This window comes from Rhizobium sp. RSm-3 (assembly GCF_001854685.1).
GTDB lineage: Bacteria > Pseudomonadota > Alphaproteobacteria > Rhizobiales > Rhizobiaceae > Rhizobium > Rhizobium ecuadorense.
In genome coordinates, this window is record NZ_MAWZ01000002.1 from 513898 (window position 1) to 539892 (window position 25995).

Genomic DNA, 25995 nt, shown 5'->3' on the forward strand with positions numbered 1-25995 from the left:
TATTCTCGGAAACTGTTCTACCCCGCCGAGGCGTCCGAAATCATCCGCGAGACGGCATTCTTCCAGCCGATGATCTTGGTCTGCCGTTCGCTCTCCTCCATCGAGGGGTTGAAACGGCGGTCGCAGGCCCAGGCCTGCGCAAAATCCCGTCTGCCGGGCCAGATGCCGGCTTTCGAGCCGGCAAGCCAGGCGGCGCCAAGCGCCGTCGTCTCGCGGATCGCCGAGCGGTCGACCGGGTTCCCCGTCATATCGGCCAGGCACTGCATCGTCCAGTCCGAAGCCGCCATGCCGCCATCGACGCGCAGCACGGTTTCCAGCTGGTTGACGCCCCAGTCCTTCTTCATCGCGACCAGCAGATCGAGCGTCTGATAGGCGACGGATTCAAGCACGGCCCGGGCAAATTCCGCCGGTCCGCTGTTTCGCGTCAGGCCGAAGATCGCGCCGCGCGCGGCCGGATCCCAATAGGGCGCACCGAGGCCGGTGAAGGCGGGGACGATATAGACCTGCTGCCCGGGATCGGCCTTGGCCGCAAGCACCCCTGCCTCCGATGCCTGATCGATAATGCCGAGGCCGTCTCGCAGCCATTGCACGGCGGCGCCGGCGATGAAGATCGAGCCTTCGAGCGCATAGGTCGTCTCGCCGTCGAGCCGGTAGGCGATCGTCGTCAGCATCCGGTTGGAGGAGGAAACGCGATCCCTGCCGGTGTTCAGCAGGGCAAAGCAGCCGGTACCGTAAGTGGATTTCATCATGCCGGGCTCGAAGCAGGCATTGCCCATCGCTGCTGCCTGCTGGTCGCCGGCAACACCGAGGATCGGAAGCTCCGCACCGAACAGCGCCTGGTCGACGCGGCCGAAATCATCGGCGCATTCCCTGACCTCGGGAAGCATCGCGGCCGGAATGCCGAGAATGCCGAGCAGTTCCTCATCCCAAACGCCGTCGTCGATATTATAAAGCAGTGTTCGCGACGCGTTGGTCGCATCGGTGGCGTGCACACCGCCGCCCGTCAGGTTGTAGATCAGCCAGCTGTCGATCGTGCCGAAGCAGACATCACCCGCCTCAGCCTTCGCACGCAGGCCGTCGACATTGTCGAGCAGCCAGCGCAGCTTGGTTCCTGAGAAATAGGGGTCGAGCAGCAGGCCGGTCTTGGCGGAAAACAGCTTCTCGTATCCGTCGGCCTTCAGGCTCTCGCACATTTCGGCGGTGCGCCTGTCCTGCCAGACGATCGCGCGGTGAAGCGGTTTGCCGGATCTGCGGTCCCAGACGACCGCCGTCTCGCGCTGGTTGGTAATGCCGATCGCGGTAATGGCGGCGGCATCGAGACCGGCGTCGGCGATCGCCTTGCGCACCGTATCGACGACGGACTGCCAGATTTCGGCCGCGTCGTGCTCCACCCATCCGGGCTGCGGATAATATTGGGTGATCTCCGCCTGCGCTGAGCCGGCCATTTTCATGCCGCTATCGAAGACGATCGCGCGCGACGATGTCGTGCCCTGGTCGATTGAAAGTATGTAGCCGCTCATATCCGTCTCCGGCTCGCACGAAACCGCTCCGCCCGGCAAGGAGGGCGGATGCGGAGACTTCATGAGAGAAAGATTGTGGGTGCCACCGGCTTTGCCGGTGGCAGGAAGTGATGGCCGGAAGCCTCGTCGCCTCCGGCCGAGGTCCGCCTTACTTCGACTGCCAGCTCTTGACGAGTTCGTCGTAGTTGACGGTGACCGGCTTTTCCTTCTCGTTCTCGATCTTCAGCTGCGGCGCAAGGTTGCCCTTCTTCACCGCATCCGCATTCCAATAAGCGAGATCATGCTCTTCGGCCAGTTTCGGGCCGATATCGCCCTGGACGCCCGATTTCTCGATACGGCCCATGACCTTCTCCTGCTCGCCGCAAAGAGAATCCATGGCTTCCTGCGGTGTCTTCGCACCGGAAGACGCATCGCCGATTGCCTGCCACCAAAGCTGAGCCAGCTTCGGATAGTCGGGAACGTTGGTGCCGGTTGGCGACCACTGAACACGCGCAGGCGAACGATAGAACTCGATCAGACCGCCGAGCTTCGGAGCACGCTCCGTAAAGCTCTTATCGCGAATGGTGGATTCGCGAATGAAGGTGAGGCCGAGCTGGCTCTTCTTCACGTCAATCGTCTTCGAGGTCACGAACTGTGCATAGAGCCAGGCGGCCTTCGCACGGTCCGTCGGGGTCGATTTCATCAGCGTCCAGGAGCCGACGTCCTGATAGCCGAGCTTCATGCCATCTTTCCAGTAAACGCCATGCGGGCTCGGTGCCATGCGCCATTTCGGGGTACCGTCTTCGTTCATGACAGGCAGGCCAGGCTTGACCATGTCTGCGGTAAAGGCCGTGTACCAGAAGATCTGCTGCGCGACGTTACCCTGTGCCGGAACCGGACCAGATTCCGAGAAGGTCATGCCCTGAGCTTCCGGCGGTGCGTAGGCCTTCAACCAATCGAGATACTTCTGGATCGAGTAGACGGAAGCCGGGCCGTTGGTATCACCGCCGCGCGCGACGCATGAGCCGACGGGACGCGACTTTTCGTCGACCTTGATACCCCATTCGTCGACCGGAAGACCGTTCGGCAGGCCCTTGTCGCCGTTGCCGGCCATGGACAGCCAGGCGTCGGTGAAGCGCCAGCCGAGCGACGGGTCCTTCTTGCCGTAGTCCATGTGGCCGAAGACCTTCTTGCCGTTCTCGTCACGGCCGGTAAAGAATTCGGCAATGTCCTCATAGGCCGACCAGTTGACCGGAACGCCGAGGTCGTAGCCGTACTTCGCCTTGAAGTCGGCCTTGTTCTTCTCGTCGTTGAACCAGTCGTAGCGGAACCAATAGAGGTTGGCGAACTGCTGGTCGGGAAGCTGGTAGAGCTTCTTGTCCGGTGCCGTCGTGAACTTAGTGCCGATGAAGTCGTCGATATCGAGGCCGGGGTTGGTAACGTCCTTGCCTTCGCCGGCCATCCAGTCGGTCAGGTTGCGCACCTGCTGATAGCGCCAATGGGTACCGATCAAGTCGGAGTCGTTGACCCAGCCGTCATAAAGGTTCTGACCGGTCTGCATCTGAGTCTGGATCTTCTCGACAACGTCACCCTCTTGAATGACGTCGTGCGTGACCTTGATGCCGGTGATCGCGGTAAAGGCCGGGGCCAGAACCTGGGACTCATACTGGTGAGTGGTCAAGGTTTCCGAAACCACCTTGATCTCCATGCCGGCGAAGGGCTTCGCAGCATCGACGAACCACTGCATTTCCTTTTCCTGGTCGGCGCGAGAGAGCGTCGACACGTCGCCGACCTCCTTGTCCAGGAAAGTTTTTGCCTCGTCCATGCCGGCATAGGCCGACCCGGTCATGGCCAGCAGTACCGCTGCTGTCGTCGTCAATAAATGCCTTCGCATAATATCCTCCCAGGGTTTGCGATTGCAGTCTTCACGTCTCAGGCGGCCAGTAAAATCCCCCGGCCGTCTGCATCAGTTTGCCTCACACGTAACGGAATACGCCGACGGCGTAGACAACGGAGAGAGCGAGAGCCCACCAGAGGCTTGATCCCGCGAGACCAAGCCAGGCAAGGTGGATAAAGGCGCTGCCGAGCAGCGAAAGGAAAAGCCGGTCACCGCGCGTCGTCTCGAAGCGCAGGATTCCGATCCGCGGGTTGCCGCCCGGCGCGGCATACTCCCAGACCCCCATGCCGATCAGCAGCAATACGATAACGACGAAGAAAGCGGCGGTCGGCCAGGTCCATGCCATCCATGAAAAATCGGGAAGCGAAAAGCTCATCAAACCCTCCCCAGGGCGAAGCCCTTGGCGATGTAATTGCGCACAAACCAGATAACCAGCGCCCCTGGGATCAAGGTCAGAACACCTGCGGCGGCGAGCAAGCCCCAATCCATACCGGATGCGGAGACGGTGCGGGTCATGGTGGCCGCGATCGGCTTCGCGTCGGTCGTCGTCAGCGTTCGTGCGATCAGCAACTCGACCCAAGAGAACATGAAGCAGAAGAAGCAGGCGACACCGATGCCGCTCGCAATCAGCGGCGTGAAGATCTTCAGGAAAAACCGCGGGAACGAGTAGCCGTCGATATAGGCCGTTTCGTCGATTTCCTTCGGCACGCCCGACATGAAGCCTTCAAGGATCCAGACCGCCAGCGGCACGTTGAAGAGGCAATGCGCCAATGCCACGGCGATGTGCGTATCGATCAGTCCAAAGGCTGAGTAGAGCTGGAAGAACGGCAGGGCAAAGACTGCCGGCGGCGCCATCCTGTTCGTCAGCAGCCAGAAGAACAGATGTTTGTCGCCGAGGAACCGGTAGCGGGAGAAGGCATAGGCCGCCGGCAACGCGACCGCCACCGAGATCACCATGTTCATGACGACATAAGTAATTGAATTGATATAGCCGGAATACCACGCCTTCTCCGTGAAGATCGTCACGTAATTGGCGATCGTCGGGTTATGCGGATAAAGCGTCAGAGAATTGACGATTTCCGCATTGGTCTTGAAGCTCATGTTGACGAGCCAATAGATCGGCAGCAGGAGCACGATGATATAGATCGTCGGAACCAGCCACCACCAGCGCGATTCCTCGCCGCGCCGGCGCATCAGACGGCTGACTTCATCGGAGGAGAGACCGCTTGCGACATTGGTAACGCCTGAGATCTTTCGGCTCGCTGTCGTTTCGTTGGAGGCGCTCATTTCAATTCTCCGCGTCGTGGCTTGTCATGACGGTGTAGAACACCCACGAAAGCAGCAGGATGATGAGGAAATAGATCAGCGACATGGCAGCGGCGGGACCGAGGTCAAACTGTCCGAGCGCGGTCTTGACCAGATCGATCGACAGGAAAGTGGTCGAGTTGCCCGGACCGCCGCCGGTGACGACAAACGGCTCGGTGTAGATCATGAAACTATCCATGAAACGCAGCAGCACGGCGATCAGCAGAACGCGCTTCATCTTCGGCAGCTGGATATAGCGGAACACGGCCCAACGAGACGCACCGTCAATTTTGGCTGCCTGATAGAAAGCATCCGGAATGGAAACGAGGCCGGCATAGCAGAGCAGGACGACCAGGCTCGTCCAGTGCCAGACATCCATGATGATGATCGTCACCCAGGCGTCGAGCGGGTCCTGCACATAATTGTAATCGATGCCGATGGCGTTGACGTAATAGCCGAACAAGCCAATGTCGTTGCGGCCGAACACCTGCCAGATCGTGCCGACCACGTTCCACGGGACCAACAGCGGCAGCGCCATCAGAACCAGGCATACCGGCACGCCGATGCCTGATTTCGGCATGTTGAGCGCAATGAAGATACCGAGCGGAATCTCAAGAGCGAGAATGATCAGCGAAAAAATCAGGTTTCGCTGCAGGGCCGCCCAGAATCGGTCGGAATGCAGGATTTCGGTAAACCAGTCCGTTCCGTTCCAGAAGAACTGATTGTTTCCGAAAGTGTCCTGAACGGAATAGTTCACCACCGTCATCAAGGGAATGACGGCCGAGAAAGCCACCAGCACAAGAACCGGCAGAACCAGAAACCAGGCTTTGTTGTTCCAGGTTTTTTCCATGATCAAGCCTCCGGTCCGGCGCGCCAAGAGTCGGCATAGATACTGATACCCGACGGCTCGAAGGTCACCCGGGGATCAGCCGGAATTTCTTCGTCCTCAGGAACGACGATCGCGATCGGCTGGCCGGCAAACTGCGCGCGGACGATCTTCTGCCGGCCGATATCTTCCACCTTGCTGACCGTCACAGGCATACCGTCGCGGCCGACCCGGATAAACTCGGGCCGGATTCCAAGCTCTACCTTGGCCGCTGTCGAAGTCTTTGGCGCATAGTCGAGCGTCAGCGCGTGCTCGCCGACCCGAACCGTGCGGCCTTCCACCTTGGCTGGCATGAAGTTCATACCGGGCGAACCGATGAAGTAACCGACGAAGGTATGGCTCGGACGCTCGAAGAGCTCGGCAGGCGTGCCGATCTGCACGATCTCGCCATCGTACATCACCACGACTTTGTCGGCGAAGGTCAGCGCCTCGGTCTGGTCATGCGTGACATAGACCATGGTAAAACCGAACTGCTTATGCAGCCGCTTCAGCTGCGATCGCAGCACCCATTTCATATGCGGATCGATAACAGTGAGCGGCTCGTCAAAGAGAATCGCGTTCACATCCGAGCGCACGAGGCCGCGGCCGAGCGAAATCTTCTGCTTTTGGTCCGCCGTCAAACCGCGGGCGCGTCGCTTGGCCCAGCCGGCGAGATCGATCATCTCAAGGATTTCGCGGACGCGCCGGTCGACATCCGCCTCGGCCACGCCGCGGTTGCGCAGGGGAAAGGCGAGGTTGTCGTAGACCGTCATCGTGTCGTAGATGACCGGAAACTGGAATACCTGCGCAATATTTCGCTGCTGCGTCGGCAGGTTCGTCACATCCAGTCCGTCGAAGAGGATTCGCCCTTCGGACGGCTGAATGAGGCCGGAAATGATATTGAGCAGCGAGGTCTTTCCACAGCCCGAAGGTCCGAGCAGCGCATAGGCGCCGCCATCGTTCCACTCGTGATGCACTTCCTTGAGAGCGTAGTCCTTCTCGCTCTTCGGGTTCGGCCCATAGGCATGGCGAATATGATCGAGGGTGATACGTGCCATGATCTTCTCCTAACCCCTCTGCCCGGCAGTGGTGATCGCCCGGCCGTCCGCGCCGAACGCCATCAGGTGGCGCGTATCGATGAAAACGGAGAGATCCGTGTCCGGGTCGATATTGTGGATGCCGTGCGCAAGCATCACCCAGCGGGTATCGGCATATTGCAGATGCACGAAACTTTCCGACCCGGTGATCTCCGAAATCTGTGTCCGTGCCGTCAGCCGCGCCGAATCGGCCGTCTGGGCGCTCGGCGCAAGATGATGCGGGTGAAACGCGATCGTTGCCGGCCCGTCCGGCACGTTCTGAAGATGCGGCGGCACGGCAAAAATCACCGCGCCATCGTGCAGGAAATTGCCTTCCGATTTGACCAGATCGATAAAATTCAGCGGCGGATCGGCAAAGGTTTTCGCCGTCGTCAGATCGGACGGACGGCGATAGACCTCGATCGTCGGGCCGAACTGCGTGACCCTGCCCTCGTTGAGCGCCGCCGTATTGCCACCAAGCAACAAGGCTTCGGAGGGCTCGGTCGTGGCATAGACGAAGATCGCGCCGGACTGGGCGAAGATGCGCGGCAATTCCTGCCGCAGTTCCTCGCGCAGCTTGTAGTCGAGATTGGCGAGCGGCTCGTCCATCAGCACCAGGCTGGCATTCTTGACGAGGGCGCGCGCCAGTGCGGTGCGCTGCTGCTGGCCGCCGGAGAGATTAAGCGGCGTGCGGTCGAGATAGGGCGTGAGCCTCAAAAGCTCGGCCGCCTTGCGCACCTCGCGGTCGATCGTGGCGGCATCCTTGCCCGAGATGCGCATCGGCGAGGCGATGTTCTCATAGACGGTCAGCGCCGGATAGTTGATGAATTGCTGGTAGACCATGGCGACATTGCGCTTCTGCACCGGCATGCCGGTGACATCGGCGCCGTCGAAATGCACGGACCCGCCTGTGGGACGGTCGAGCCCGGCCATCAGCCGCATCAGCGACGTCTTGCCCGACAGCGTCGGCCCGAGCAGGACGTTCAGCGAGCCCCGCTCGAGGACCAGATCGGTCGGATAGATGTGATAGTCCGCGCCCACCATCTTGGCGGCGTTCCGCAGTTCCAGCATTCCCGTTCCCGTGCCTCCACGCAGCGGGGACCACATGCCACCTTATCCGGCCATCGCCGGCATGGCAGCCATGTACTCCTCCAGTGACTGAGCCTGCTCCTTCGAAAGGCGCAGACCATCCTTTGTTCTCCTCCACAGCACGTCTTCAGCGTGCCGGGCCCATTCATGTTCGACGAGATAGGCGACCTCGGCCTCGTAGAGATCGCCGCCGAACAGCCGTCCGAGGTCTTCGACACCGCGGGCCTGGCCGAGCAGCGTCTTGGTCCTGGTGCCGTAGCGGCGCACCAGCCGGCGGGCATGCCGATCGGCGAGGAACGGATAGAGCCGCTTCAGATCGGCGACCTGCCCCTCGTAACCCTGGACCGCGAAGTCGCCGCCGGGCAGATGGCTTTTGGCCGTCCACGGGGCGCCCTTGACGCCGATTGCGGCGCCGATCTTCTCCAGCGCATGTTCGGAAAGCCGGCGATAGGTGGTGAGCTTGCCGCCGAAAACGTTGAGCAGCGGCGCGGCATTGCCTTCGCCCTCCAGCTTCAGCACGTAGTCGCGCGTCGCCTCCTGCGCCTTCGAGGCGCCGTCGTCATAAAGCGGCCGGACCGCCGAATAGGTCCAGACGATATCCTCGGGCCTGACCGGCTCCTTGAAATATTCCGAAGCCGCATTGCAGAGATAGACGGTCTCCTCCTCGGAGATCCGGACATCCTTCGGATCGGCGGTGTAATCGCGGTCGGTGGTGCCGATCAGGGTGAAGTCGCCCTCATAGGGAATTGCGAAGATGATACGATTGTCGGGATTCTGGAAGAAATAGGCACGAGGGTCGTCGAACTTCTTCTTCACAATGATATGGCTGCCCTGGACGAGGCGGACATGGTGCGCCTCGTTCTGGCCGAAGGCGGAGCGGATGACATGGTCGACCCAGGGACCGGCGGCATTGACCAGCATGCGGGCCTGATGGCTGTCATTGCGGCCGGTGACCGTATCGGTGGTCTCGATGTGCCACAGACCATTCTCGCGCCTTGCCGACACCACTTTGGTGCGCGGCATGATGGTCGCCCCCTTGTCGGCGGCGTCGCGGGCGTTCAGCACCACCATGCGAGCATCGTCGACCCAGCCGTCGGAATATTCGAAAGCCTTTGAGAATAGTGCCTTCAGCGGCTTGCCGGCCGGATCGCGGCGCATGTCGAGCACCGAGGTCGCCGGCAGCAGCTTGCGGCCGCCGAGATGGTCGTAAAGGAAGAGGCCGAGCCGGATCAGCCAGGCCGGCCGGATGCCGCCCTTATGATAAGGCAGCACGAAGCGCAGCGGCCAGATGATGTGCGGCGCCATCGCCCAGAGGATCTCGCGCTCCATCAGCGATTCACGCACCAGGCGGAACTCGTAATGCTCGAGATAACGCAGGCCGCCATGAATGAGCTTGGTGGCGCCCGACGAGGTGCCCGAGGCAAAGTCGTTCATCTCCGCCAGCGCCACGGAATAACCGCGCCCGACTGCATCACGCGCAATGCCGCAGCCGTTGATGCCGCCACCGATGACGAATATGTCGTAGATCTCCCGGCCCAATATCCCCTCCGAGCCCACTGCCGATTTCGCATCGCACAAAACTTGCGCGATTGCGAAAGTGAAGGCAGTTAAAACGAAAGAGATACGAATGTCAAACGAATGTTTGTTAGGACTGACGGACCTAGCGCGATTTTCCGTTCGTTTCGATAAGCTTCACATTGTTTTCGAGGCAGAGATTGCGGATCGACGGTACCGGACAGTGGTCGGTGATGAAGGTATGAACCTGGGAAAGCTGGCCGATCCTGACCGGCGCGGTGCGTTCGAACTTGGTGGAATCGGCAACGAGAATGACATGCCGGGCATTGGCGATGATCGCCTGGGCGACCTTGACCTCGCGAAAATCATAGTCGAGAAGCGCGCCGTCCATGTCGATCGCCGACGCGCCGATCACGGCGTAATCGACCTTGAACTGACGGATGAAATCGACGGCCGCTTCGCCGACGATCCCGCCGTCCGAGCCACGCACGACCCCACCGGCGATGACCACCTCGATCGCCGGAAGCAGGCGCAACCTGTTGGCAACGTTGATATTATTGGTGATTACCATCAACTCGTGATGGTTGGCGAGCGCCTCGCCCACCGCCTCGGTCGTCGTTCCGATATTGATGAAGAGCGAAGCCCCGCTCGGGATCAGCTCGACCGCAGCCATGCCGATCGCCTGTTTCTCGGAAGCGGCGATCTGGCGGCGCGCCTCGTATTTGACGTTCTCGGTGCCGCTCGGGAATGTCGCGCCGCCATGAATGCGCGTCAGCACCTGCGCATCGCAGAGATCGTTCAAGTCCTTGCGGATCGTCTGCGGCGTCACCGAAAAGCGGGAAGCGAGTTCTTCGACCAGAACCCTGCCGCTCGATTTCGCAATCGCCACGATTTCAGTTTGTCGGTCGGTCAAGAACATCGGCGCGCCTTTCGATCTGCTTTCGTTTTAAAGAAAGCGAACGCCTGCGCAATGCCTATCTGTCACCTGACCTCGCCCTCCAACCAACTTTAGACTGACCAACCGAAATTCTGGACCTGCTAGCCTCCGACAGGACCCGAGGCGGATGTCGACCGGCGAACAGTTCGTTTTGGCAGTCTTCGCGGCAGCGCCTTGCGCCTGTGTTTGGCCGAGGAGCGCTATGCAAACATATTGGGACCGAGCTCTTCGCTAACCTCTATGATGACATCCGCAGGGACATTGTTCCTCCGGGCGGCGGCGAGAATGGCTTCCGGACTAGGCGCCTCGTAAAGGCAGTAGGTCTTTTTTCTGTCCGCGCTGAGAAAGGAAAAAATCCACTTCACTCCTTCCTGGTCGTTGATCAGGTTGACTTGCTCTACCCCCTCTTTCGATAGATTGAGCTGTTCTGCAAAGTTTCTTTCAATGATGTAGCGTGGCATGACGAGACCTTTTCCCACCAAAAGCAGCGAACTGCCGGTCCTAATGAATCGTTGGCTTCAGTCGCTGTTGCAGCCGGACCATTCCCAGTTCGGCCGCGGTTGTTCGGGCATTCTCGGATAGCAACATTGCTCTCTTTATCGCGGCCCGGCTACCTATTTTCATTAGCAAGTCCGCATAGTCTGCCTGCGTATGCGCGAGCCACGGCCGCGCACTGATCGCCGCGTTCATCTCGAGCGCGTGCTCAAAGTGCTTCGACGCTCTATCGAATTCACCCAATACCGCTGCCAACACTCCCAGATAGCGGCTTGCCGCGCCGAAGCAAACGGTCGCCATGCCGATCGTGACGGTCATGTCCTTGTAGTCCAGCATAAGCTTATAGAGGGCTTGGGCAGCGTCCGCGTCGCCGAGACCGGCGGCGACTTCCGTCAGGAATGAGAGGGACGCACTTCGCTTTCCGTCAAGCGGAAGGGCGAAGCGGGTGCGGGCAAGCTCGCTCAACCTCCGCTGGGCCGCATCCCGATAACCGAGGTCAAAGGCAACCAAGGCAAAACCCGGTAGCCAGGTGGCTCCCTCCGGGCTTTCATCAATCAACAGTTTCATGACCGGTGCGACCTCGGAGAGGCGGCTCTGCTCCCGTCGGATCGCGAACATCTGCATGCCGTAAACGCCCTCGGGCGCAGCGCCAAGGGTCAGCATGCCCAGCTTCAGCGCTTCTTCAGCAAGCTCCTCCGCGGCGGTGAACCTTCCATCGAGGATGGCCATCATCGCTCTTGCGGTGCGAGCGTAGAACTGGACGTTGAGATGCTGCCGCTCGGTACCAAGTTCGTCCAGCGCGTCAACCGCCCGATCGGCTCGTGCGCGATCGCCGAGCTCCGTGGAGACATAGGCGTCAACTGAAAGCGCTCGGCTCCGCACATCGTCGTCGTCGATCTCGTCGGCGAGGCATCTTATTTCATCTATGCGAGCGATGCGGTCGTTTCTCTCCATGACGGACTTGACCGGTGCCGGCGTCAGGAATGGCAAAGTGGAAAGCTCCACAAGCGCAGTCTTATCGCCAACCTGTCGGGCCAGTTCTATTCCTGCATCATGGCATTTTGCAGCCTTCTTCCTGTCGTTCAGGTAGGTGTATGCCCGCGCAAGCCGGCTGAGAAGCTGGCACCGTGAACTCTTATCCGCCGGTTCAACCATCTCGAGGGCTTCCTCGAGAAGCGGCACCGTTTCGGCAAGCGAATTCGAGGAGAGGAATTTGGAGCCGTCGAGACCAATCACTGCGCGAACAAAGGCTTGCGTGTCCGCGGCTTTGCGTGCCAATGGGGCGGCCAGCCTGTATTTCGCCAGCGAATCCGTCATGCGGCCCGCAGCGAACAAGGCGTCGCCGAGTTTTAGGATCGCGGTGAGCAGGTCGCTTTGGCGCTCAGTTCCTTCAGGCAACCGCTCTGCGATTGCCAAAGCGTTCTGGAAATTGTCGACCGCCTCATAGTTGGCTGATCGTGCAAGGGCGCGTTCTCCAGCCTTCATCCAGTAGGGAAGCGCGAGTTCAATCCGTTGCGCTTTCTCGTAGTGCTGGGCGATGAGTTCGGGCTGCGTGGCAGCGACATCGTCATACTGTTCGACGAGAACCCCGGCGATCCTCTCGTGGAAATGCCGCCGGCGCCGGTTGAGGAGCGATTGGTAGGCCGCATCCTGAATGAGCGCATGTCGAAAAACGAGAGCATCATGCAAGACGCCGCCTTCGACGACGATCTGGCTGGACTCGAGCTGGTTCAGTGCTGTCTCGAGCGCGCGGTCGTCGAAGCCTGCGATCTTCGAAAGAAGGCCGCGATCGAATTCCCTGCCTATTACAGCAGCAATCTGCGCGATCTCCTTTGCCGTCGTCGCCAAACGATCGAGACGTGTCATCAGGGAGCCCTGTAGACTGTCCGGGATTTCTGCGTTGAGCGACGCCGGCTTTCCGCTTTCCACGACGGACCGGGTCAACTCCTCGACGAACAGCGGCACTCCGTCCGTTCGCTCCGCAATCCTTTCGGCGAGCTCTTCGGGAATGTCGGACACCATGGATTCGATCAGCTCACGCATCTGCTGCCTGGTCAGGCGCCCAACGGAGAGCGTCGTCGCCTGCGCCAGTCCGCTTGCCCAGTTCGCGCTCCATTCCGGCCGGTGAGTCACGACGACAAGGGCGGCGGCGCCGTGAAGCCGGCTGACGAGTTCTCTCAGCACTTCACTGGTGGACGGATCCATCCAGTGCGCGTCTTCGAAAACCATGAGCACCGGTGCGATCCTGGCCGCAAGCAGCAAACGGTTCACCAAGGTGCGGACGAGAAGTTCCTTGCGCTGGTGGGCGGAGAGACCCGGCGGCCTGAACTCGTCGCCGACGTCGAGCGAAAGCAGCTCGGCATAGATCCCGCCAACTTCGGAAGGATTTTCGCCGTAGCGGCGAACAAGCGTGCGAAACTTTTCGACGCGCGTGTTCCGATCATCTGCCGGCGCAAACGACGCGACCCGGCTCAGTCGCTCGATGATCGGGTAAAAAGCCGAGGTAGCGTGATAGGGTGAACACTGCAATCGGATGAGTTCATGCCGTGTCTCCTGCAAATGTTCTTCGAAAGCCTCGACAAGGCGGGATTTGCCGATGCCAGCCTCCCCCGACAGGAAGACCGCCTGGCCTTGCCCGGCCTTTGCCAACTCCCACCGTTCGAGTAGCAGGCCGATCTCACTAACGCGGCCGACAAATTTCGAAAGCCCGCTGGCATGCGCGGCTTCGAAACGACTATCCACCTCTCGCTGACCGCGGACTTCGAACAGCGCAATGGGCGAGCTGAAGCCTTTGAGCTCCTGCGCGCCGAGGCTCTCGATTTCGAACGACTGGCCGGCGAGGCGGCGGGTACTGTCGGAGACCACGATCTGACCCGGGGCGGCCGCGGCCTGCAGGCGTGCTGCTAGGTTGGGAGTGTCTCCCGCGATTGATGCACGCTCCTTCGTGCTGCCGTCGGTGTTGCCAACGACCACGCGCCCGGATGCGATGCCGATGCGAGCCTTCAATCGCTGCGCGTTGGGCGACTGCAAGGCGTCGACGGCGGCCATCGCCTCGAGGCCGGCCCGGATTGAACGCTCGGCATGGTCCTCGTAAGCCATCGGCCATCCGAAATAGGCTAGCACGCCGTCTCCGAGATATTTGGCGACGTAGCCCCCGAAGCGCGTGACGGCGCCGGCGACGCTGTCCTGGTAATGGCGTGTCAACTCGTGCATGTCTTCCGGGTCGAGCTGCGCGGACAGCGCTGTCGACCCGACCAGGTCGCAGAAGAGCACGCTGAGCAGCCGCCGGTCAGCCCCGGCTTCCGATCCAGCCTCGGTAGCAGCCGAACCAGGAGGCTGTTCGTCCGGACTCTGATGCGCAAGCCGGTTTATAGCAGCGAGAAGAATCTTCCGGTGCCCAAGCGAGACACCGAGCTCCTGGAGATCGGATTCGGCAAGATGAGGGAGCGCTCTCAGATCGACGTCATTCTCGGCGAAGGCGTCGGCGTACTTGCCGAGACCGAGTTGACCTAGCCAATCCTCAATCGTCTGCATCGACGTTGATCCCGCTCCACTGTTCTCAAAAATACCACGAACGTCGGCGTCGTGCCACGCTGCCGCGGAGAACAGGCGGAGGGCGAACTACAAGGCGAAGCTGACGCGTTCATTGAAGAAGGACAGTAAGGCGACCGCGCCCCAGGACGTCACCGAAGAAGCGTCCGCAAAGTTTCGGGGTTGGGAAGAGTTTGGGCGGGACGGGCTGCTCCGTCAGAGCATTTCCGTTTTTCTCCGAATCACGGAAATGCTCTATCTCTTTGTTTTCACGCAATTCCGGACGCAAGACCGCTACACAGTTTTGCTAGAATTGCTCTAGATCTGGGGCGAGAGCTGATCCGGGGTGAATTTGCCTCTATCGCTTCCGCATCACATTGACGACAAGCACACCAAGGATCGCCATGACGCCGCCGACTGCGCCGAGCGCCGTCGGCGTCTCACCCAGCCAGAGGAAACCGATCAGCGTGGCGACCGGCGGAACGCCGTAGAGAAAGTTGGAAGCGCGGGCGGCCGTCAGCCGCTTCAGCGCGATCGCCCAGGTGACGTAGCCGATCGCCGTCGGGAAGATGACGAGATAGGCAACACCCCAGTTCACCTCCGCCGGGGCGGCGGCCAGCGCCTGGATCGTCGCCGGAACAGCCGGAAACAGCGGCACGGAACCGATCAGCAGGATCCAGGCGGTGACGGCAAGCGCCGGCATCCGGCCGAGCAACGGCTTCTGCAGCACGCTGGCGATCGCCGAGCAAAGTGCTGCGCCGAGGATGAGGATGGCATTCGGATCAAGCTTGAAGCCGCCGTCGGAGGCAACGGCAATCAGCGCTACGCCGCCGAAGGAAACCGCGGTACCCGCCCAGCCCCAGCGGCCGAAGCGCTCGCCGAGCGCGAAGGTGGCGATGAGGGCGGTAAAGACCGGCATGGTGTTGATGATGAAGCTCGCCGGCCCTGCCGCAACCGTCTGCTCGCCGGTGTTCAACAAAACCGCATAAGCGGCGATGAAGAGCACCGCGGCAACGGAGAGGCGGACGACATCGCGTTTTCCCGGCAACGGCCGGTAGATCACGAGGTAGACCAGGGCGATGGCACCGGCTGCCACATAACGCGCTGTCGCCAGCTCGATCGGCGTCAGCGGCCCGAGGCAGATGCGGATCACCACGAAGGAGGACGCCCAGAAGAGAATGGTAACGACGATCGCCGCAAAGGCGACCAGATCGAACTTGCCTTGCTCCTTCGTCGAAACCGGTGCGCTTGCCGCCATGCTCATTGACACCTCCATTTGTGCTTTGACCAAGGATTAAGCCGAGGATGCGTGCTTGAAAAGCATCGCAATCGATGATCAAATGTGCTTATGGTTCACAGCTCGCCGGTGCTCCCGCCGCTCGATACCCTTGAGACCTTTGCCCGTGCTGCCCGGCTCGGCTCGTTTTCCGCTGCGGCCGAGGAAAGCGGCATTACCCATGGCGCCGTGTCGCGTCAGGTCTCCCGCCTTGAGCGCTGGATGGGCGTGCGCCTGTTTGCCCGCGAAGCCAGAGGCGTGCGCCTGACGCCGGAGGGCATGCGGTTTTTCGCGCGGGCGGAGGAAGCGCTTTCGCTGCTCGGCAATAGCGGCGAGCGCTGGCTGCCTCGCCGCAACAAAGCGGTGGTGCGCCTGTCGGTGACGCCCTCCGTCGCCTCGTTGTGGCTGTTTCAGCGTCTGCCGAAGCTCGAAGGAAACGAGCTGCATGTCGAACTGACGCTCGAACACCGGCTGGCGGATTTCGGCGAAGGCACCGATCTTGCCATCCGCTGCGGCAAAGGGCCGTGGGCCGGCGTGCGCGCCCTGTCCCTCTGGCACGAGAAATCCTTTCCGATCGCCGCCCCGGCGCTGGCAGACCGGCTCGGCCAGCGCTCCGACGCGCTTTCGCTGCTCGACCTGCCGATCCTGCACGATTCGAATATCGAAGGCTGGCGCCGCTGGCTTGCCCGCGAGGGCGTCGACTATACGCCGCGCGGCCACGATCGCCGCTTCGAGGATTACAATCTGGTGATCGATGCCTGTGCGCAAGGGCTCGGCATCGCGCTCGCCCGGCCGCCGCTATCGGACGCGGCGCTGGCCGCCGGGCGCGTCGTCGCCGTCTCGGATCGGACACTCGATTATCATGTGGCCTTCCATCTGATCCGACCGGACGATGCGCTCAGAAGTCCTGCCATCGAATTTGCCAGCCGCTTCCTGCGCGAGGCCGGCCATGACGAGGCGACAATCGCCGCCTTTATCGCACCCGGCCGGGCGAAAACGTAAGCGGAAAACCCTTCGTTACTCCGCCGGAAACTGCAGCCGTGCAGCCGATCGATTTCAGATAGTCGACAGCCTTGCTGGTCAGCGCCGATGCGATACCGCGCCGGCGGAAGGCGTCGGCGACATAGACGGACCAGATGTAGCCGTGCAGCCGCTGCTCTTCCCGGATGACCTCCGGAAACGGCGATTTCACCGTCGACGACGGCAAGGAACGACGTCAGACGCCGCTCCTCGCGGCCGGTTCTGATGAAAGACAAGTTCCGTGCCACCGCATCGGGCCTGTAACCACGTCTTCGCCATTCCCCTTTAAAGCTCTTCTGGCTCGAATGGGATGGAAATCGGACCGTCGGTTTTCAAGCGCCTCAAGAACGAAGCTGCCGTTTCACACCCGCGCGTTCACCGACGCAACGTTCGAGGCCCGGCTACCGCAACGAAGGCGAGTGCCGCAGCGATCAGGAGCAGCGCTGTGCCGAGGTTGGAGATCTGCGCAACGCCGCCGATCGCGGCCGGGCCCATGAGAATGCCGGTATAGCCAATGGTCGTGACACTTGCGATCGCAAGGCTCGCTGGCATGCGGCTCTGAGCTCCCGCAGCGGTGTAGAGGACTGGCACGATGTTGGACGCGCCGAGACCGACAAGGAGGAAGCCGGCCAAGGCGAGGAGCCGCATCGGCGCGAAGACGGCAAGGACGAACCCCGCAGCGCTGACGAGACTACCGACCACGAGAATCCAGGTACCCCCAAAGGCCTTCACGATCCCGTCGCCAGTCAAACGGCCTACGGTCATCGCGATTGCGAAAGTCGCATATCCGAAGCCGGCAACGGCGGGATCGAGGCCATGTGCCTCGATCATGAAGAGCGCACTCCAATCTAGGATTGCCCCTTCGGCGAGGAACAAAATGAAGCACAAGAGACCGATGACGATTACGATCCCATTAGGCGCAACGAAGAGCGGCGCGCCCTCCGCTTCACGATTGCCGTAAGAGAGGAGAACCCGGCGCGACGCGAGCGCGAGGACAACCACAGCCCCGCTGACGACAAGGGTCGCATGCAGTGGTTCGAAGCCCGAATGCATGAGAAGGCTGACACCGCCCGCCCCGAGGATACCGCCAAGGCTGAAGATCCCGTAGAAGCCGGACATCATGTTGCGGCCGCTGTCCTTCTCGACCATCACCGCCTGGATATTGGTCGCAACGTCGAGAGTGCCGAGGCTCGCGCCGAAGATCGCCAGCGAGATCGCCAGCGTCACCACCTCGTTCGAAAGTGCTAGCATTGGTAAGATGAGGGCGACGGCGAGCGAGGATGCGAAGAGTACTGTTCGACATCCGAAGCGGTTCGCCAGAAGTCCGGTGAGCGGCATCGTGACGATGGAGCCGAGCCCGAGGCAGAGAAGGACGAGGCCTAGGGTTCCGTCGTTGATGGCAGTTCGCGCCTTCGCGAACGGTACGAGCGGCGCCCAAGCCGCCATCGCGAGGCCTACCGCCAAGTACATGGCTCGGGTCCCCCACTGTTCGGGACCGCGGGAGCGGTGATAAATGTGGGTTGCGGCGGCGCCGTCGGAGGCTACAAAGGTCATTGGGAACTCGTTGAGGATCTTACGGACGTTGGTACACTTCGTCCGCGATACAGGTCGGCGGACGCGACGATTTCGACACCGTAGGTGACCATCCCGCGTCGCTTCAGCAGGACTCGACATTTTCGCTGATATGCTTGGCATAGAACCGTCCGGCATAGACGCCCATGAGGGTTTCGGGTGTCTCCCACAGGTGCCGGAAGGGCGACTGTTCAAATCGGCGTGCTCCGACGCGAACGGTGTCGTTTGGATCAAAACGGACGGAGTCACTCATCAGGATGCCTTCAGGTCAGACATAAGATTTCCTGTAGGATTGTGGATCTACCGGCTTTATGCAAACTATTTGATTCGTCGAAAAAGGTTAGATAATCTGACTTCATGTCTGACTGGCTGCCGTCAATGAATGCCCTGCGCGCCTTCGAGGCGACTGCCCGACATCTGAGTTTTGCCCGGGCGGCAGTGGAACTGCACGTCACTCCAGCAGCCGTGAAGCAGCTGGTGCGCAAGCTGGAGGAGACACTCGGTCTGTCCCTGATCGAACGCGCCGGGCGCGGGCTGCGGCTGACGACCGCCGGAGCGGCGGGCCGAGACGAACTGACAACCGGCTTCGATCATCTGGCCGGGGCTGTCCGGCGCATGCGCGCCGAGGGAGGGCGCCGGCGGCTTGTCGTTTCGGCCGAGCCGTCCTTTGCCACCGCCTGGCTGGTGCCGCGGCTGGAGCGGTTCCGCCTTGGCGAGCCCGATGTGGATGTGCTGATCGACTCCTCGGCGCATCTGGTCGATCTGGCTCGGGGCGATGCGGATATCGCCATCCGCTTTGGAGCAAGGCCGGATGACACGCTAGTCACCCACCGGCTGTTCGATGAGGAATTGTGCGCGTTCTGCAGTCCTCAGATCGCGGAAGGGCTGGACGGGCCCACCGATCTTGCGCGTTGCCGGTTCATCCATTGGGAGACCTCCGCCCTCGGCTGGGCGACCGCCACGCGGACTTGGATGGATTGGACACGATGGCTGGAGCAGATCGGAGCATCAGGCGTCAAGCCTTCCAGCGGCTTGCGATTCAGCGATTACAATCTGGCGGTCCAGGCTGCGATCGCCGGTCAGGGGGTCGTGCTTGGCAGTGGACCGGTTCTTGCTGATCTTGTTTCGGCGGGACTGCTGGTCCGTGCAGTGCCGCAAAGCCTTCGCACCGACGTCGGCTATGACGCGGTGACGACGCGTAGCGCAATCGAAAGGGGCGAGGTTAAGGCCTTCATCGGGTGGATCGCAACTGAGGCCAAAGGCATCTGACGACCGCTCACGGTTTATCCCGGCGCACTCCCACAGCGTGATCGTCTTCCAACAGGTTGAACCCAAGAAAAGGCCCCCGCGAAACCATCCTCGCGCTGCTCTCTGCGCTGTGCCACCGCGCACTACTAGTTACGTGAGATCGGGAATCTCGGCCATAAGTTCGTTTGATCTCGAAGCCGCCACTCGTCCGTCGATGCGGTTCATTGTTCCGAAGACTGAAGGCCGGTAGGCCTGCTTCAGGGCTTTCCGGACGCGGGGCCTGTTCGTCTGTCAGCGAACACAGCTTATCAATGCCCCCTGCCCGCCCACCTGCTGATCGCCGGGGACGGTGGTGCGGTATCTCCTGGTCTGAATCCGGGAGCCGAGACTGGTTGGGGAAGGAAGCGCTAGCAGGCGCTCGACGCCGCCCGCAGGGTTAGCCTCTTGAGGCCTTTGTTCCGGAAGCGGGTAAACGCTGACATGTCGTCCGTCGCCTTCACTCGGATAAGCGCTCCTTCGTAGGCCTCGACGATGCATGCGGCGAGATCGGCTATGTCCTCCCCCTTCGCGAGGTCGGCTTCCTGTTGGGCAATGGACAGTAGTTCTACGATGCTCCGTTCCCAGCGATCAAATGAGGTGGCCAGCGCATCAAGTACGAAGGCGCTGCGTCCTGCCGCCGTTTGAGCGAGCACCCCATAGAGGCATCCTGCATAGGGTGCTTCTTTTACCAACTCCTGTTCGAGCATTTCAAAATAAGCGTCAAGACGGGCCAGCGGGCGGCGCGACGTGTCCGAGAACAGCGCCTTCCTGATCCTGCTGTACTTGGCCTCATATGCCTCGATGATCGCGACCACGAAATCGTCCTTGCTCCGGAAGAAGTAGTAGAACGATCCCTTCGGGACATCGACGGCCTTCAAGATCGGTCCGATCCCGACGCCTTCGTATCCATGCGCGAGCAACTGTCGCAAGCCTTCGGAAATGAGACGCGTACGCGTCGCGGATTGAATATCCATAACTAGACCGATCGTCTACAAGGTTGAAAATACACGATACCTGCGTGGAGCATTCACCATGAGTTTATCACAGGAACGGCGTACAGGGATATATATGGTCATCGCGTCGGCGCTCTTGTGGAGTACCGCAGGTTTGTTCGTGCGCATGGCCGACATGGATGTCTGGTCGATAGTTGCTTGGCGGTCGGCCTTCGCCTCCGTGACGCTTGGAGCTTTCCTGGTGGTCCGGGGAGGGGTAGGCAGGCGGTCGCGGTTCGGTGGCTTCGGGTTGCCGGGTGTAGCAGCCTCCGCTGTCTCCGCGTTCGCTGCTATCACCTATATCGCATCCCTTCAGTGGACGACGGTCGCCAATGTGATGACGGTCTACGCCACCTTGCCTTTCGTTGCGACAGGCATCGCCTTCTTCTGGCTCCGGGACCGTGTAAGCTATCGTTTCGTCACCGCCGGCTGTGCGGCGTTCGTCGGCACGGCCATCTCGGTCGGCGCGGCCGTGTCGGCTCAAGATGTGCTCGGTATCCTGTGTGCCTTCGCTATGACGGCAGGGTGCGCCACCCAAATCGTTATCGCTAGGCGCTTTCCCGACATGGACACGACGATGATGACGGCCTTTGCGGCTCTTGCGTGCCTGTGCATCTCGTTGCCGCTGATGCATTTTGGGGTCCCCGCCCCGCAGCAGCTTCTTGCCTGCGCGCTCTACGGGGTGTTCACGACGGGCATAGGTTATATCCTTCTGCTCCTCGGGTCTCGTCGTGTCGGTTCCGGAGAGGCCGGGTTGCTCTCCATGCTCGACGTCGTGCTTGGGCCGGTGTGGGTCTGGCTCTTCTATGATGAACAAATTTCGCTGCCGGTCCTTGTCGGAGGCGCGGTCGTTCTGGCCGCCGTCTTCTGGTACCTCGCGTCGGATCGAAAGCCTGCTGTCGTCGCCGGGTAAGCGATTGCGCCGGACACCGGCCCAAAATTGTTCACTATTTTAGCGCTTTATAAAAGCCGTACAGAGTTTCTGGCGAGCGGACGGGGATGGATATCCCCCGGAGTCGAGTGTGGCCTCGCCCATCACGCCGATGCGATCTCGATCCGGAAATGCTGACCGTCATGCACGCATAGCAACGGCGGACTATACCGGCGTCGACATCGACTATCCGGAGCTGATAGCGCTTAGCGAGGACGAACTCGGCTCACTTCGTCGGCGACGTAGACGGACCAGATGTAGCCGTGCAGCCGCTGCTCTTCCCGGATGACCTCCGGAAACGGCGATTGGTGCAGTTGGCAGGATGCGGAACCGGCGATTTCACCGTCGACGACGGCAAGGAACGACGTCAGACGCCGCTCCTCGCGGCCGGTTCTGATGAAAGACAAGATCCGCGCCGCCGCATCGGGCCTGTAATGGTCCGGTGGCGTGCCGTAGCTGTCCCAGATCTGCAGACAGTGCCCCACTAGGATATCATCCTCGCCGGGCGTTGCCATTCGAACATCCATCATTTCGTGACCGGCCGGGGCATGTTGCGGCGTGTGAAACGCCCTTTGGATGGGGTGGCGCCCCTGCCGCGTCGCGGGGGGCGCCAAAGGCATATCAATTGTCGGCCGTCAGCGTCATCGAGGCACTGCCGGCCGCAACGTTGAGGCCAAGCTGGCCGGTCAGGCTGACCGTCTGTAGATGGATCGAGCCCGAGGTGCCGCCAACCAGGAGATTGGCGCCGACACCGGCGCCGAGCGTCGCCTCGGCGGTGGCGCCGACATAGAGGCCGGCGAGCGATCCGCGGTGATAACCGGCCGTCGGCGCGAACACGGCCCAGATCAGGCGGCTGCGCGTGGTGAAGCCAAGGTCGATGCCGAGTTTTCTTACCTCGCCGGTATAACGATCCGAAAGCTCATTGCCGACGGTTGACTGGAAGATGCAATCGGCCTCCTTGGAGGAACCGAGCACATAACCCGTACCGCCGCCGATATCGCAGGTGAGGTAACCGATCTTGACGCCATTGCGCAGGTCCGGCTCTTCATATGTCCTGGTGACCGGGTCGGCGGCATTGACTACCCCAGCGCCGACCAACGTCAATGATACCGCGGCAAACGCCGTCGCAAGAATTTTCTTCATAAGTCTCTCCTTCTCAAATCGTGACGGGAGCATAACCCGGCTACTCGCCACCAGATTCGGCAACAGATAACGGACGGAACCGCAATCCCGACCCCACCCTTTTCGCATTGCATGTCAGAGCGCATGGGAGGCGCAGGCGACAAACAGGTTTACGGTTCAGCCCCCAATGGGACATTTCGAAGGCACTATTTCGCGTCATCCGGTTATTTCATGATGTTGTCAGGAATGGTTGCCGGAAAGGCACGATCCGATTGCCGTCACCTCTCCGGGGACGGCATTCGTGCAGCGGGTCATGCGAAGATCGCGACAGCTGAACGCAACCGGAACGGAAACCATGCGTGGTGGAGACGTCAAACATCGCAACAAAAAACCCGGCGATGTGTTCGCCGGGTTTTTATACTTGTTCCATTCGCGCTATACTCTGCGCATAAAGCGCATGACAAGCGATACGACGAACAGCACCAGGAAAATAAAGAACAGAACCTGGGCAATGGAAGCTGAAGCTCCTGCTATACCGCCAAATCCGAGGACGCCGGCTATCAAGGCCACAACGAGAAACACCAGAGCGTAATAAAGCATCGCAATCTCCTTTTACGTTGCTGCTCACATAACGGAGGCCGCCCCCATTTGGTTCCCTGTCCCTCTCAAAGCCGGCGGATACCACGCCACATCGGCCTTGTTCAGCCGAAATGAAAAGCGCCGCTGAACATCCGGTCGCCTTCATTCGGCTCGGGAGGTTCGGCGGCATCAAGATAGGCCTTGAGCGGCCCGATCAGGACGAACCAGATGCTTGCCCCCAGCATGAAACAGGCTCCCGCCGGATCGTCGATACGCGCGATAAAGGGAAGGCAAGCGGAGGAAAACAGGACGATGATCCGCACCGACCACTCCGCCTCGCGTTTGGCGATGGCGCGCGCTCTCAGCGACTTGTATTCCCGGGCGCCATAGCCGCCTCCCCGCGCCTTCACCGCCGAAAGCAGTTTTCGCGCGGACGGCAGCGCCAGCATGACAAGCGCGGCAACAGCGAGCGCGAAAGGTTTGCCGGCCAGGACCTGCCCGCTGGCGATCAGGAGAAAGGAGAGCACGACGAGATTCCATGTCGGCTCCAGCAGCTCCGGCGGTTGCCGCGTGCGAAGATGCCAGCTCCGCAGCAAGCCCGCCGCGCCGTGCAGTAGCGGCTGATCGATATAGCGATTGATCCAGTCCATGCCGTTGCGCCCGTCCCCGATTGCATGAAGAGGGCTCCGAACACCACGGAATTTGGTCATCATCGTGGCAACAGCCGCCAAATCCGCCCTTCGCGTGCAGGAGGCGGCCTGCCAAGGCCTTCGATGCGACGTTTAGCGCAGTTCCTGCGCGACCTCCCAGACATGGCCGGACGGATCCGCAAAGGCCGCCGTGCAGCGCCCCCATGGACGATCGATCGGACCATTGAGCAGCATCACGCCAAGCCTGCGCAGTTCCGCGCAGACCGCATCGACATCGTCGACCTTGATCGTCAGCAGGACACGACTGCCCGAACCGGATGCCGCCACCGGCGAGGGCTCGACCAGCTGCGGCGCTTCGGTCACCTGGAGCAGGTTGACCATCATTCCCGAAAATTTCAGCACCGAGCAGACAGCGTCCTGGTAGACGACATCGGCGGCAAAGACCTTTTGGTAAAATGCTCTCGCCGCGTCGATGTCGTCGACGAACAGGCTGATGACCTCGATCCTATCCAGCAGCATGGGCATTTCTCCTCCGACCGTTCGACCGCTATCGGTGGCCGGCTTTTTGCTGGTCGCTTCGACGCCGCCGGTTTCGACATGCCGCACAAAATAATCGTCAGCTCCTGAGACCCGGCGCCTCGTGGCCGGTGCGCGCCACATATTCCGTGTAGCCGCCGCCATATTGATGGATGCCCTCAGGCGTCAGCTCCAGCACCCGGTTGGAGAGCGCCGCGAGGAAATGCCGGTCGTGCGAGACGAACAGCATGGTGCCCTCATATTGCGAGAGCGCCTTGATCAGCATCTCCTTGGTGTCGAGGTCGAGATGGTTCGTCGGCTCGTCGAGCACCAGCAGGTTCGGCGGGTCGAACAGCATGATCGCCATGACCAGCCGCGCCTTCTCGCCACCGGAGAGCACGCGGCACCGCTTCTCGACATCGTCGCCGGAAAAGCCGAAACATCCGGCAAGCGCCCGCAAAGGCCCCTGCCCTGCTTGCGGAAACCGGTCTTCCAGCGCTTGGAAGACGGTGTGCTCGCCGTCGAGAATATCCATCGCGTGCTGGGCGAAATAACCCATCTTGACGCTAGCGCCGAGAGCGACGCTGCCTTCATCAGGCTCGGCGGTACCCGTCACCAGCTTCAGCAGTGTCGACTTGCCGGCGCCGTTGATGCCCATGATGCACCAGCGTTCCCGGCGCCGCACCATGAAATCCAGCCCTTCATAGATGCTGCGGCTGCCGTATTTCTTGTGCACGTTCTTCAGGCTGACCACATCCTCGCCGGATCGCGGCGCCGGCTGGAATTCGAAGGAAACCGATTGACGGCGCTTGGGCGGCTCCACCCGGTCGATCTTCTCCAACTTCTTGACGCGGCTCTGCACCTGCGAGGCGTGCGAGGCGCGCGCCTTGAACCGCTCGATGAACTTGATTTCCTTGGCGAGCATTGCCTGCTGGCGTTCGAACTGGGCCTGTTGCTGCTTTTCGTTTTGCGCCCGCTGCTGCTCGTAGAATTCGTAGTCGCCCGAATAGGTCGTCAATGTGCCGCCGTCGATCTCGATGATCTTGGTGATGATCCGGTTCATGAACTCGCGGTCGTGCGAGGTCATCAGCAGCGCGCCTTCGTAGCCTTTCAGGAATTCCTCCAGCCAGATCAGGCTTTCGAGATCCAGATGGTTGCTCGGCTCGTCGAGCAGCATGACATCGGGACGCATGAGCAGGATGCGGGCGAGCGCCACGCGCATCTTCCAGCCGCCCGACAGCGCGCCGACATCGCCGTCCATCATCTCCTGGCTGAAGCTCAGGCCGGCGAGCACTTCGCGGGCGCGTCCTTCGAGCGCATAACCGTCCAGCTCTTCGTAGCGCGCCTGCACCTCGCCATAACGCTCGATGATCTTGTCCATATCGTCGGCCTGGTCGGGATCGGCCATGGCCGCCTCGAGTTCGCGCAATTGCCCGGCAACGACGCTGACCGGGCCGGCGCCGTTCATTACCTCGGCGACGGCACTATGGCCCGCCATCTCGCCGACGTCCTGGTTGAAGTAGCCGATGGTGACGCCCTTCTCACAGGAGACCTGCCCTTCGTCGGGCTGCTCCTCACCGTTGATCATCCGGAAGATCGTCGTCTTGCCGGCACCGTTCGGGCCGACGAGACCGATCTTCTCGCCTCTGTTGAGCGCTGCAGACGCCTCGATGAAGAGGATCCGGTGACTGAGTTGCTTGCTGATATTCTCGATACGAATCATGATGTGCGCGGGACCCGGGAAACGATTTTGGCGCCCTTATGCCACGCATGGAAATGACAGGATAGGCCTGTCTCAAACCCTCTCGATCTCCTGAGGATCCAGAAACCTGTAAGCGGAT

General features: G+C 61.1%; 22 protein-coding genes and 2 pseudogenes. 3 read left to right on the forward strand and 21 right to left on the reverse strand.

What is annotated here, in order from left to right:
* Positions 1–17 precede the first annotated feature (17 nt).
* The 12 genes from glpK to BBJ66_RS05640 form a co-directional block, all read right to left on the reverse strand.
* A complete protein-coding gene (gene glpK, locus BBJ66_RS05580; RefSeq protein WP_071085521.1) occupies positions 18–1520 on the reverse strand; it encodes a glycerol kinase GlpK in 1503 nt (500 codons plus the stop codon).
* A gap of 148 nt (positions 1521–1668) precedes the next feature.
* Positions 1669–3393, reverse strand: a complete 1725-nt coding sequence (locus BBJ66_RS05585; protein WP_049733236.1) for an ABC transporter substrate-binding protein — start codon at positions 3391–3393, stop codon at positions 1669–1671.
* Between the two features lie 82 nt (positions 3394–3475).
* Positions 3476–3772, reverse strand: coding sequence for a DUF2160 domain-containing protein (locus BBJ66_RS05590; protein WP_049733237.1), 297 nt, complete (start codon positions 3770–3772; stop codon positions 3476–3478).
* Entirely contained in the window at positions 3772–4683 is a 912-nt protein-coding gene (locus BBJ66_RS05595) for a carbohydrate ABC transporter permease (protein ID WP_049733238.1), read from the reverse strand. The genes BBJ66_RS05590 and BBJ66_RS05595 overlap by 1 nt, the downstream gene beginning before the upstream one ends.
* A gap of 1 nt (position 4684) precedes the next feature.
* The gene (locus BBJ66_RS05600; RefSeq protein WP_049733239.1) at positions 4685–5551 is read right to left on the reverse strand and encodes a carbohydrate ABC transporter permease; all 867 of its coding nucleotides are present in this window, start codon (positions 5549–5551) and stop codon (positions 4685–4687) included.
* Between the two features lie 2 nt (positions 5552–5553).
* Positions 5554–6624 (reverse strand): ABC transporter ATP-binding protein, encoded by a 1071-nt coding sequence (locus BBJ66_RS05605; RefSeq protein WP_071085523.1) that lies wholly within the window; start codon positions 6622–6624, stop codon positions 5554–5556.
* 9 nt (positions 6625–6633) lie between these two features.
* Positions 6634–7713: an ABC transporter ATP-binding protein gene (locus tag BBJ66_RS05610; RefSeq protein WP_071085525.1), complete on the reverse strand. Its 1080-nt coding sequence runs from the start codon at positions 7711–7713 to the stop codon at positions 6634–6636.
* A 42-nt stretch (positions 7714–7755) separates the two neighbouring features.
* Positions 7756–9270, reverse strand: a complete 1515-nt coding sequence (gene glpD / locus BBJ66_RS05615) for a glycerol-3-phosphate dehydrogenase (RefSeq protein WP_049733242.1) — start codon at positions 9268–9270, stop codon at positions 7756–7758.
* Between the two features lie 121 nt (positions 9271–9391).
* Positions 9392–10165 carry a DeoR/GlpR family DNA-binding transcription regulator gene (locus tag BBJ66_RS05620; protein ID WP_071085527.1) on the reverse strand — a complete coding sequence of 258 codons (774 nt, stop codon included), beginning with the start codon at positions 10163–10165 and terminating at the stop codon, positions 9392–9394.
* A 218-nt stretch (positions 10166–10383) separates the two neighbouring features.
* Complete coding sequence (locus tag BBJ66_RS05625; protein ID WP_049733244.1) at positions 10384–10644, reverse strand: DUF4242 domain-containing protein; 261 nt, start codon at positions 10642–10644, stop codon at positions 10384–10386.
* Positions 10645–10684: 40 nt separating this feature from the next.
* The gene (locus BBJ66_RS05630; protein WP_071085529.1) at positions 10685–14212 is read right to left on the reverse strand and encodes an ATP-binding protein; all 3528 of its coding nucleotides are present in this window, start codon (positions 14210–14212) and stop codon (positions 10685–10687) included.
* Between the two features lie 355 nt (positions 14213–14567).
* Positions 14568–15485 carry a DMT family transporter gene (locus BBJ66_RS05640; protein WP_190238029.1) on the reverse strand — a complete coding sequence of 306 codons (918 nt, stop codon included), beginning with the start codon at positions 15483–15485 and terminating at the stop codon, positions 14568–14570.
* A gap of 72 nt (positions 15486–15557) precedes the next feature.
* On the opposite strand from BBJ66_RS05640, the gene BBJ66_RS05645 reads away from it, so the two are divergent.
* Complete coding sequence (locus tag BBJ66_RS05645) at positions 15558–16487, forward strand: LysR family transcriptional regulator (RefSeq protein ID WP_071085535.1); 930 nt, start codon at positions 15558–15560, stop codon at positions 16485–16487.
* Here the strand turns inward: BBJ66_RS05645 and BBJ66_RS05650 are convergent.
* Together BBJ66_RS05650 and BBJ66_RS05655 are read right to left on the reverse strand one after the other, a co-directional pair.
* Positions 16459–16768 (reverse strand): annotated as a pseudogene (locus BBJ66_RS05650) (GNAT family N-acetyltransferase); the annotation flags it as partial. The gene BBJ66_RS05645 and the pseudogene BBJ66_RS05650 overlap by 29 nt on opposite strands.
* A gap of 112 nt (positions 16769–16880) precedes the next feature.
* Entirely contained in the window at positions 16881–17975 is a 1095-nt protein-coding gene (locus BBJ66_RS05655) for an MFS transporter (RefSeq protein ID WP_225881075.1), read from the reverse strand.
* A 459-nt stretch (positions 17976–18434) separates the two neighbouring features.
* On the opposite strand from BBJ66_RS05655, the gene BBJ66_RS05660 reads away from it, so the two are divergent.
* Entirely contained in the window at positions 18435–19346 is a 912-nt protein-coding gene (locus BBJ66_RS05660) for a LysR substrate-binding domain-containing protein (RefSeq protein ID WP_071085537.1), read from the forward strand.
* A 386-nt stretch (positions 19347–19732) separates the two neighbouring features.
* Here BBJ66_RS05660 and BBJ66_RS05665 read toward each other — a convergent pair whose 3' ends face one another.
* Positions 19733–20338: a TetR/AcrR family transcriptional regulator gene (locus BBJ66_RS05665; protein ID WP_071085539.1), complete on the reverse strand. Its 606-nt coding sequence runs from the start codon at positions 20336–20338 to the stop codon at positions 19733–19735.
* Positions 20339–20396: 58 nt separating this feature from the next.
* On the opposite strand from BBJ66_RS05665, the gene BBJ66_RS05670 reads away from it, so the two are divergent.
* The gene (locus tag BBJ66_RS05670; RefSeq protein WP_071085542.1) at positions 20397–21269 is read left to right on the forward strand and encodes a DMT family transporter; all 873 of its coding nucleotides are present in this window, start codon (positions 20397–20399) and stop codon (positions 21267–21269) included.
* A 239-nt stretch (positions 21270–21508) separates the two neighbouring features.
* Here the strand turns inward: BBJ66_RS05670 and BBJ66_RS05675 are convergent.
* From BBJ66_RS05675 to BBJ66_RS05700, 6 genes and pseudogenes are all read right to left on the reverse strand, one after another.
* Positions 21509–21814: pseudogene (locus BBJ66_RS05675) on the reverse strand (GNAT family N-acetyltransferase); the annotation flags it as partial.
* Between the two features lie 94 nt (positions 21815–21908).
* On the reverse strand, positions 21909–22430 hold the full coding sequence (locus BBJ66_RS05680; protein ID WP_049733198.1) for a DUF992 domain-containing protein: 522 nt from the start codon (positions 22428–22430) through the stop codon (positions 21909–21911).
* Positions 22431–22844: 414 nt separating this feature from the next.
* Positions 22845–23009, reverse strand: coding sequence for a DUF1328 domain-containing protein (locus BBJ66_RS05685; protein WP_003571841.1), 165 nt, complete (start codon positions 23007–23009; stop codon positions 22845–22847).
* Positions 23010–23110: 101 nt separating this feature from the next.
* Complete coding sequence (locus tag BBJ66_RS05690) at positions 23111–23701, reverse strand: hypothetical protein (RefSeq protein ID WP_071085544.1); 591 nt, start codon at positions 23699–23701, stop codon at positions 23111–23113.
* 69 nt (positions 23702–23770) lie between these two features.
* Positions 23771–24163: a VOC family protein gene (locus tag BBJ66_RS05695; RefSeq protein ID WP_071085753.1), complete on the reverse strand. Its 393-nt coding sequence runs from the start codon at positions 24161–24163 to the stop codon at positions 23771–23773.
* A gap of 91 nt (positions 24164–24254) precedes the next feature.
* Positions 24255–25877: an ABC-F family ATP-binding cassette domain-containing protein gene (locus tag BBJ66_RS05700; protein ID WP_049733199.1), complete on the reverse strand. Its 1623-nt coding sequence runs from the start codon at positions 25875–25877 to the stop codon at positions 24255–24257.
* Positions 25878–25995 lie beyond the last annotated feature (118 nt).

Coding starts and splice junctions, on each gene's coding strand:
- glpK (WP_071085521.1), bottom strand. CDS start 1,520: ATGAGCGGCTACATACTTTCAATCGACCAGGGCACGACATCGTCGCGC.
- BBJ66_RS05585 (WP_049733236.1), bottom strand. CDS start 3,393: ATGCGAAGGCATTTATTGACGACGACAGCAGCGGTACTGCTGGCCATG.
- BBJ66_RS05590 (WP_049733237.1), bottom strand. CDS start 3,772: ATGAGCTTTTCGCTTCCCGATTTTTCATGGATGGCATGGACCTGGCCG.
- BBJ66_RS05595 (WP_049733238.1), bottom strand. CDS start 4,683: ATGAGCGCCTCCAACGAAACGACAGCGAGCCGAAAGATCTCAGGCGTT.
- BBJ66_RS05600 (WP_049733239.1), bottom strand. CDS start 5,551: ATGGAAAAAACCTGGAACAACAAAGCCTGGTTTCTGGTTCTGCCGGTT.
- BBJ66_RS05605 (WP_071085523.1), bottom strand. CDS start 6,624: ATGGCACGTATCACCCTCGATCATATTCGCCATGCCTATGGGCCGAAC.
- BBJ66_RS05610 (WP_071085525.1), bottom strand. CDS start 7,713: ATGCTGGAACTGCGGAACGCCGCCAAGATGGTGGGCGCGGACTATCAC.
- BBJ66_RS05620 (WP_071085527.1), bottom strand. CDS start 10,165: ATGTTCTTGACCGACCGACAAACTGAAATCGTGGCGATTGCGAAATCG.
- BBJ66_RS05625 (WP_049733244.1), bottom strand. CDS start 10,644: ATGCCACGCTACATCATTGAAAGAAACTTTGCAGAACAGCTCAATCTA.
- BBJ66_RS05630 (WP_071085529.1), bottom strand. CDS start 14,212: ATGCAGACGATTGAGGATTGGCTAGGTCAACTCGGTCTCGGCAAGTAC.
- BBJ66_RS05640 (WP_190238029.1), bottom strand. CDS start 15,485: ATGGAGGTGTCAATGAGCATGGCGGCAAGCGCACCGGTTTCGACGAAG.
- BBJ66_RS05645 (WP_071085535.1), top strand. CDS start 15,558: ATGGTTCACAGCTCGCCGGTGCTCCCGCCGCTCGATACCCTTGAGACC.
- BBJ66_RS05655 (WP_225881075.1), bottom strand. CDS start 17,975: ATGTACTTGGCGGTAGGCCTCGCGATGGCGGCTTGGGCGCCGCTCGTA.
- BBJ66_RS05660 (WP_071085537.1), top strand. CDS start 18,435: ATGTCTGACTGGCTGCCGTCAATGAATGCCCTGCGCGCCTTCGAGGCG.
- BBJ66_RS05665 (WP_071085539.1), bottom strand. CDS start 20,338: ATGGATATTCAATCCGCGACGCGTACGCGTCTCATTTCCGAAGGCTTG.
- BBJ66_RS05670 (WP_071085542.1), top strand. CDS start 20,397: ATGAGTTTATCACAGGAACGGCGTACAGGGATATATATGGTCATCGCG.
- BBJ66_RS05680 (WP_049733198.1), bottom strand. CDS start 22,430: ATGAAGAAAATTCTTGCGACGGCGTTTGCCGCGGTATCATTGACGTTG.
- BBJ66_RS05685 (WP_003571841.1), bottom strand. CDS start 23,009: ATGCTTTATTACGCTCTGGTGTTTCTCGTTGTGGCCTTGATAGCCGGC.
- BBJ66_RS05690 (WP_071085544.1), bottom strand. CDS start 23,701: ATGATGACCAAATTCCGTGGTGTTCGGAGCCCTCTTCATGCAATCGGG.
- BBJ66_RS05695 (WP_071085753.1), bottom strand. CDS start 24,163: ATGCCCATGCTGCTGGATAGGATCGAGGTCATCAGCCTGTTCGTCGAC.
- BBJ66_RS05700 (WP_049733199.1), bottom strand. CDS start 25,877: ATGATTCGTATCGAGAATATCAGCAAGCAACTCAGTCACCGGATCCTC.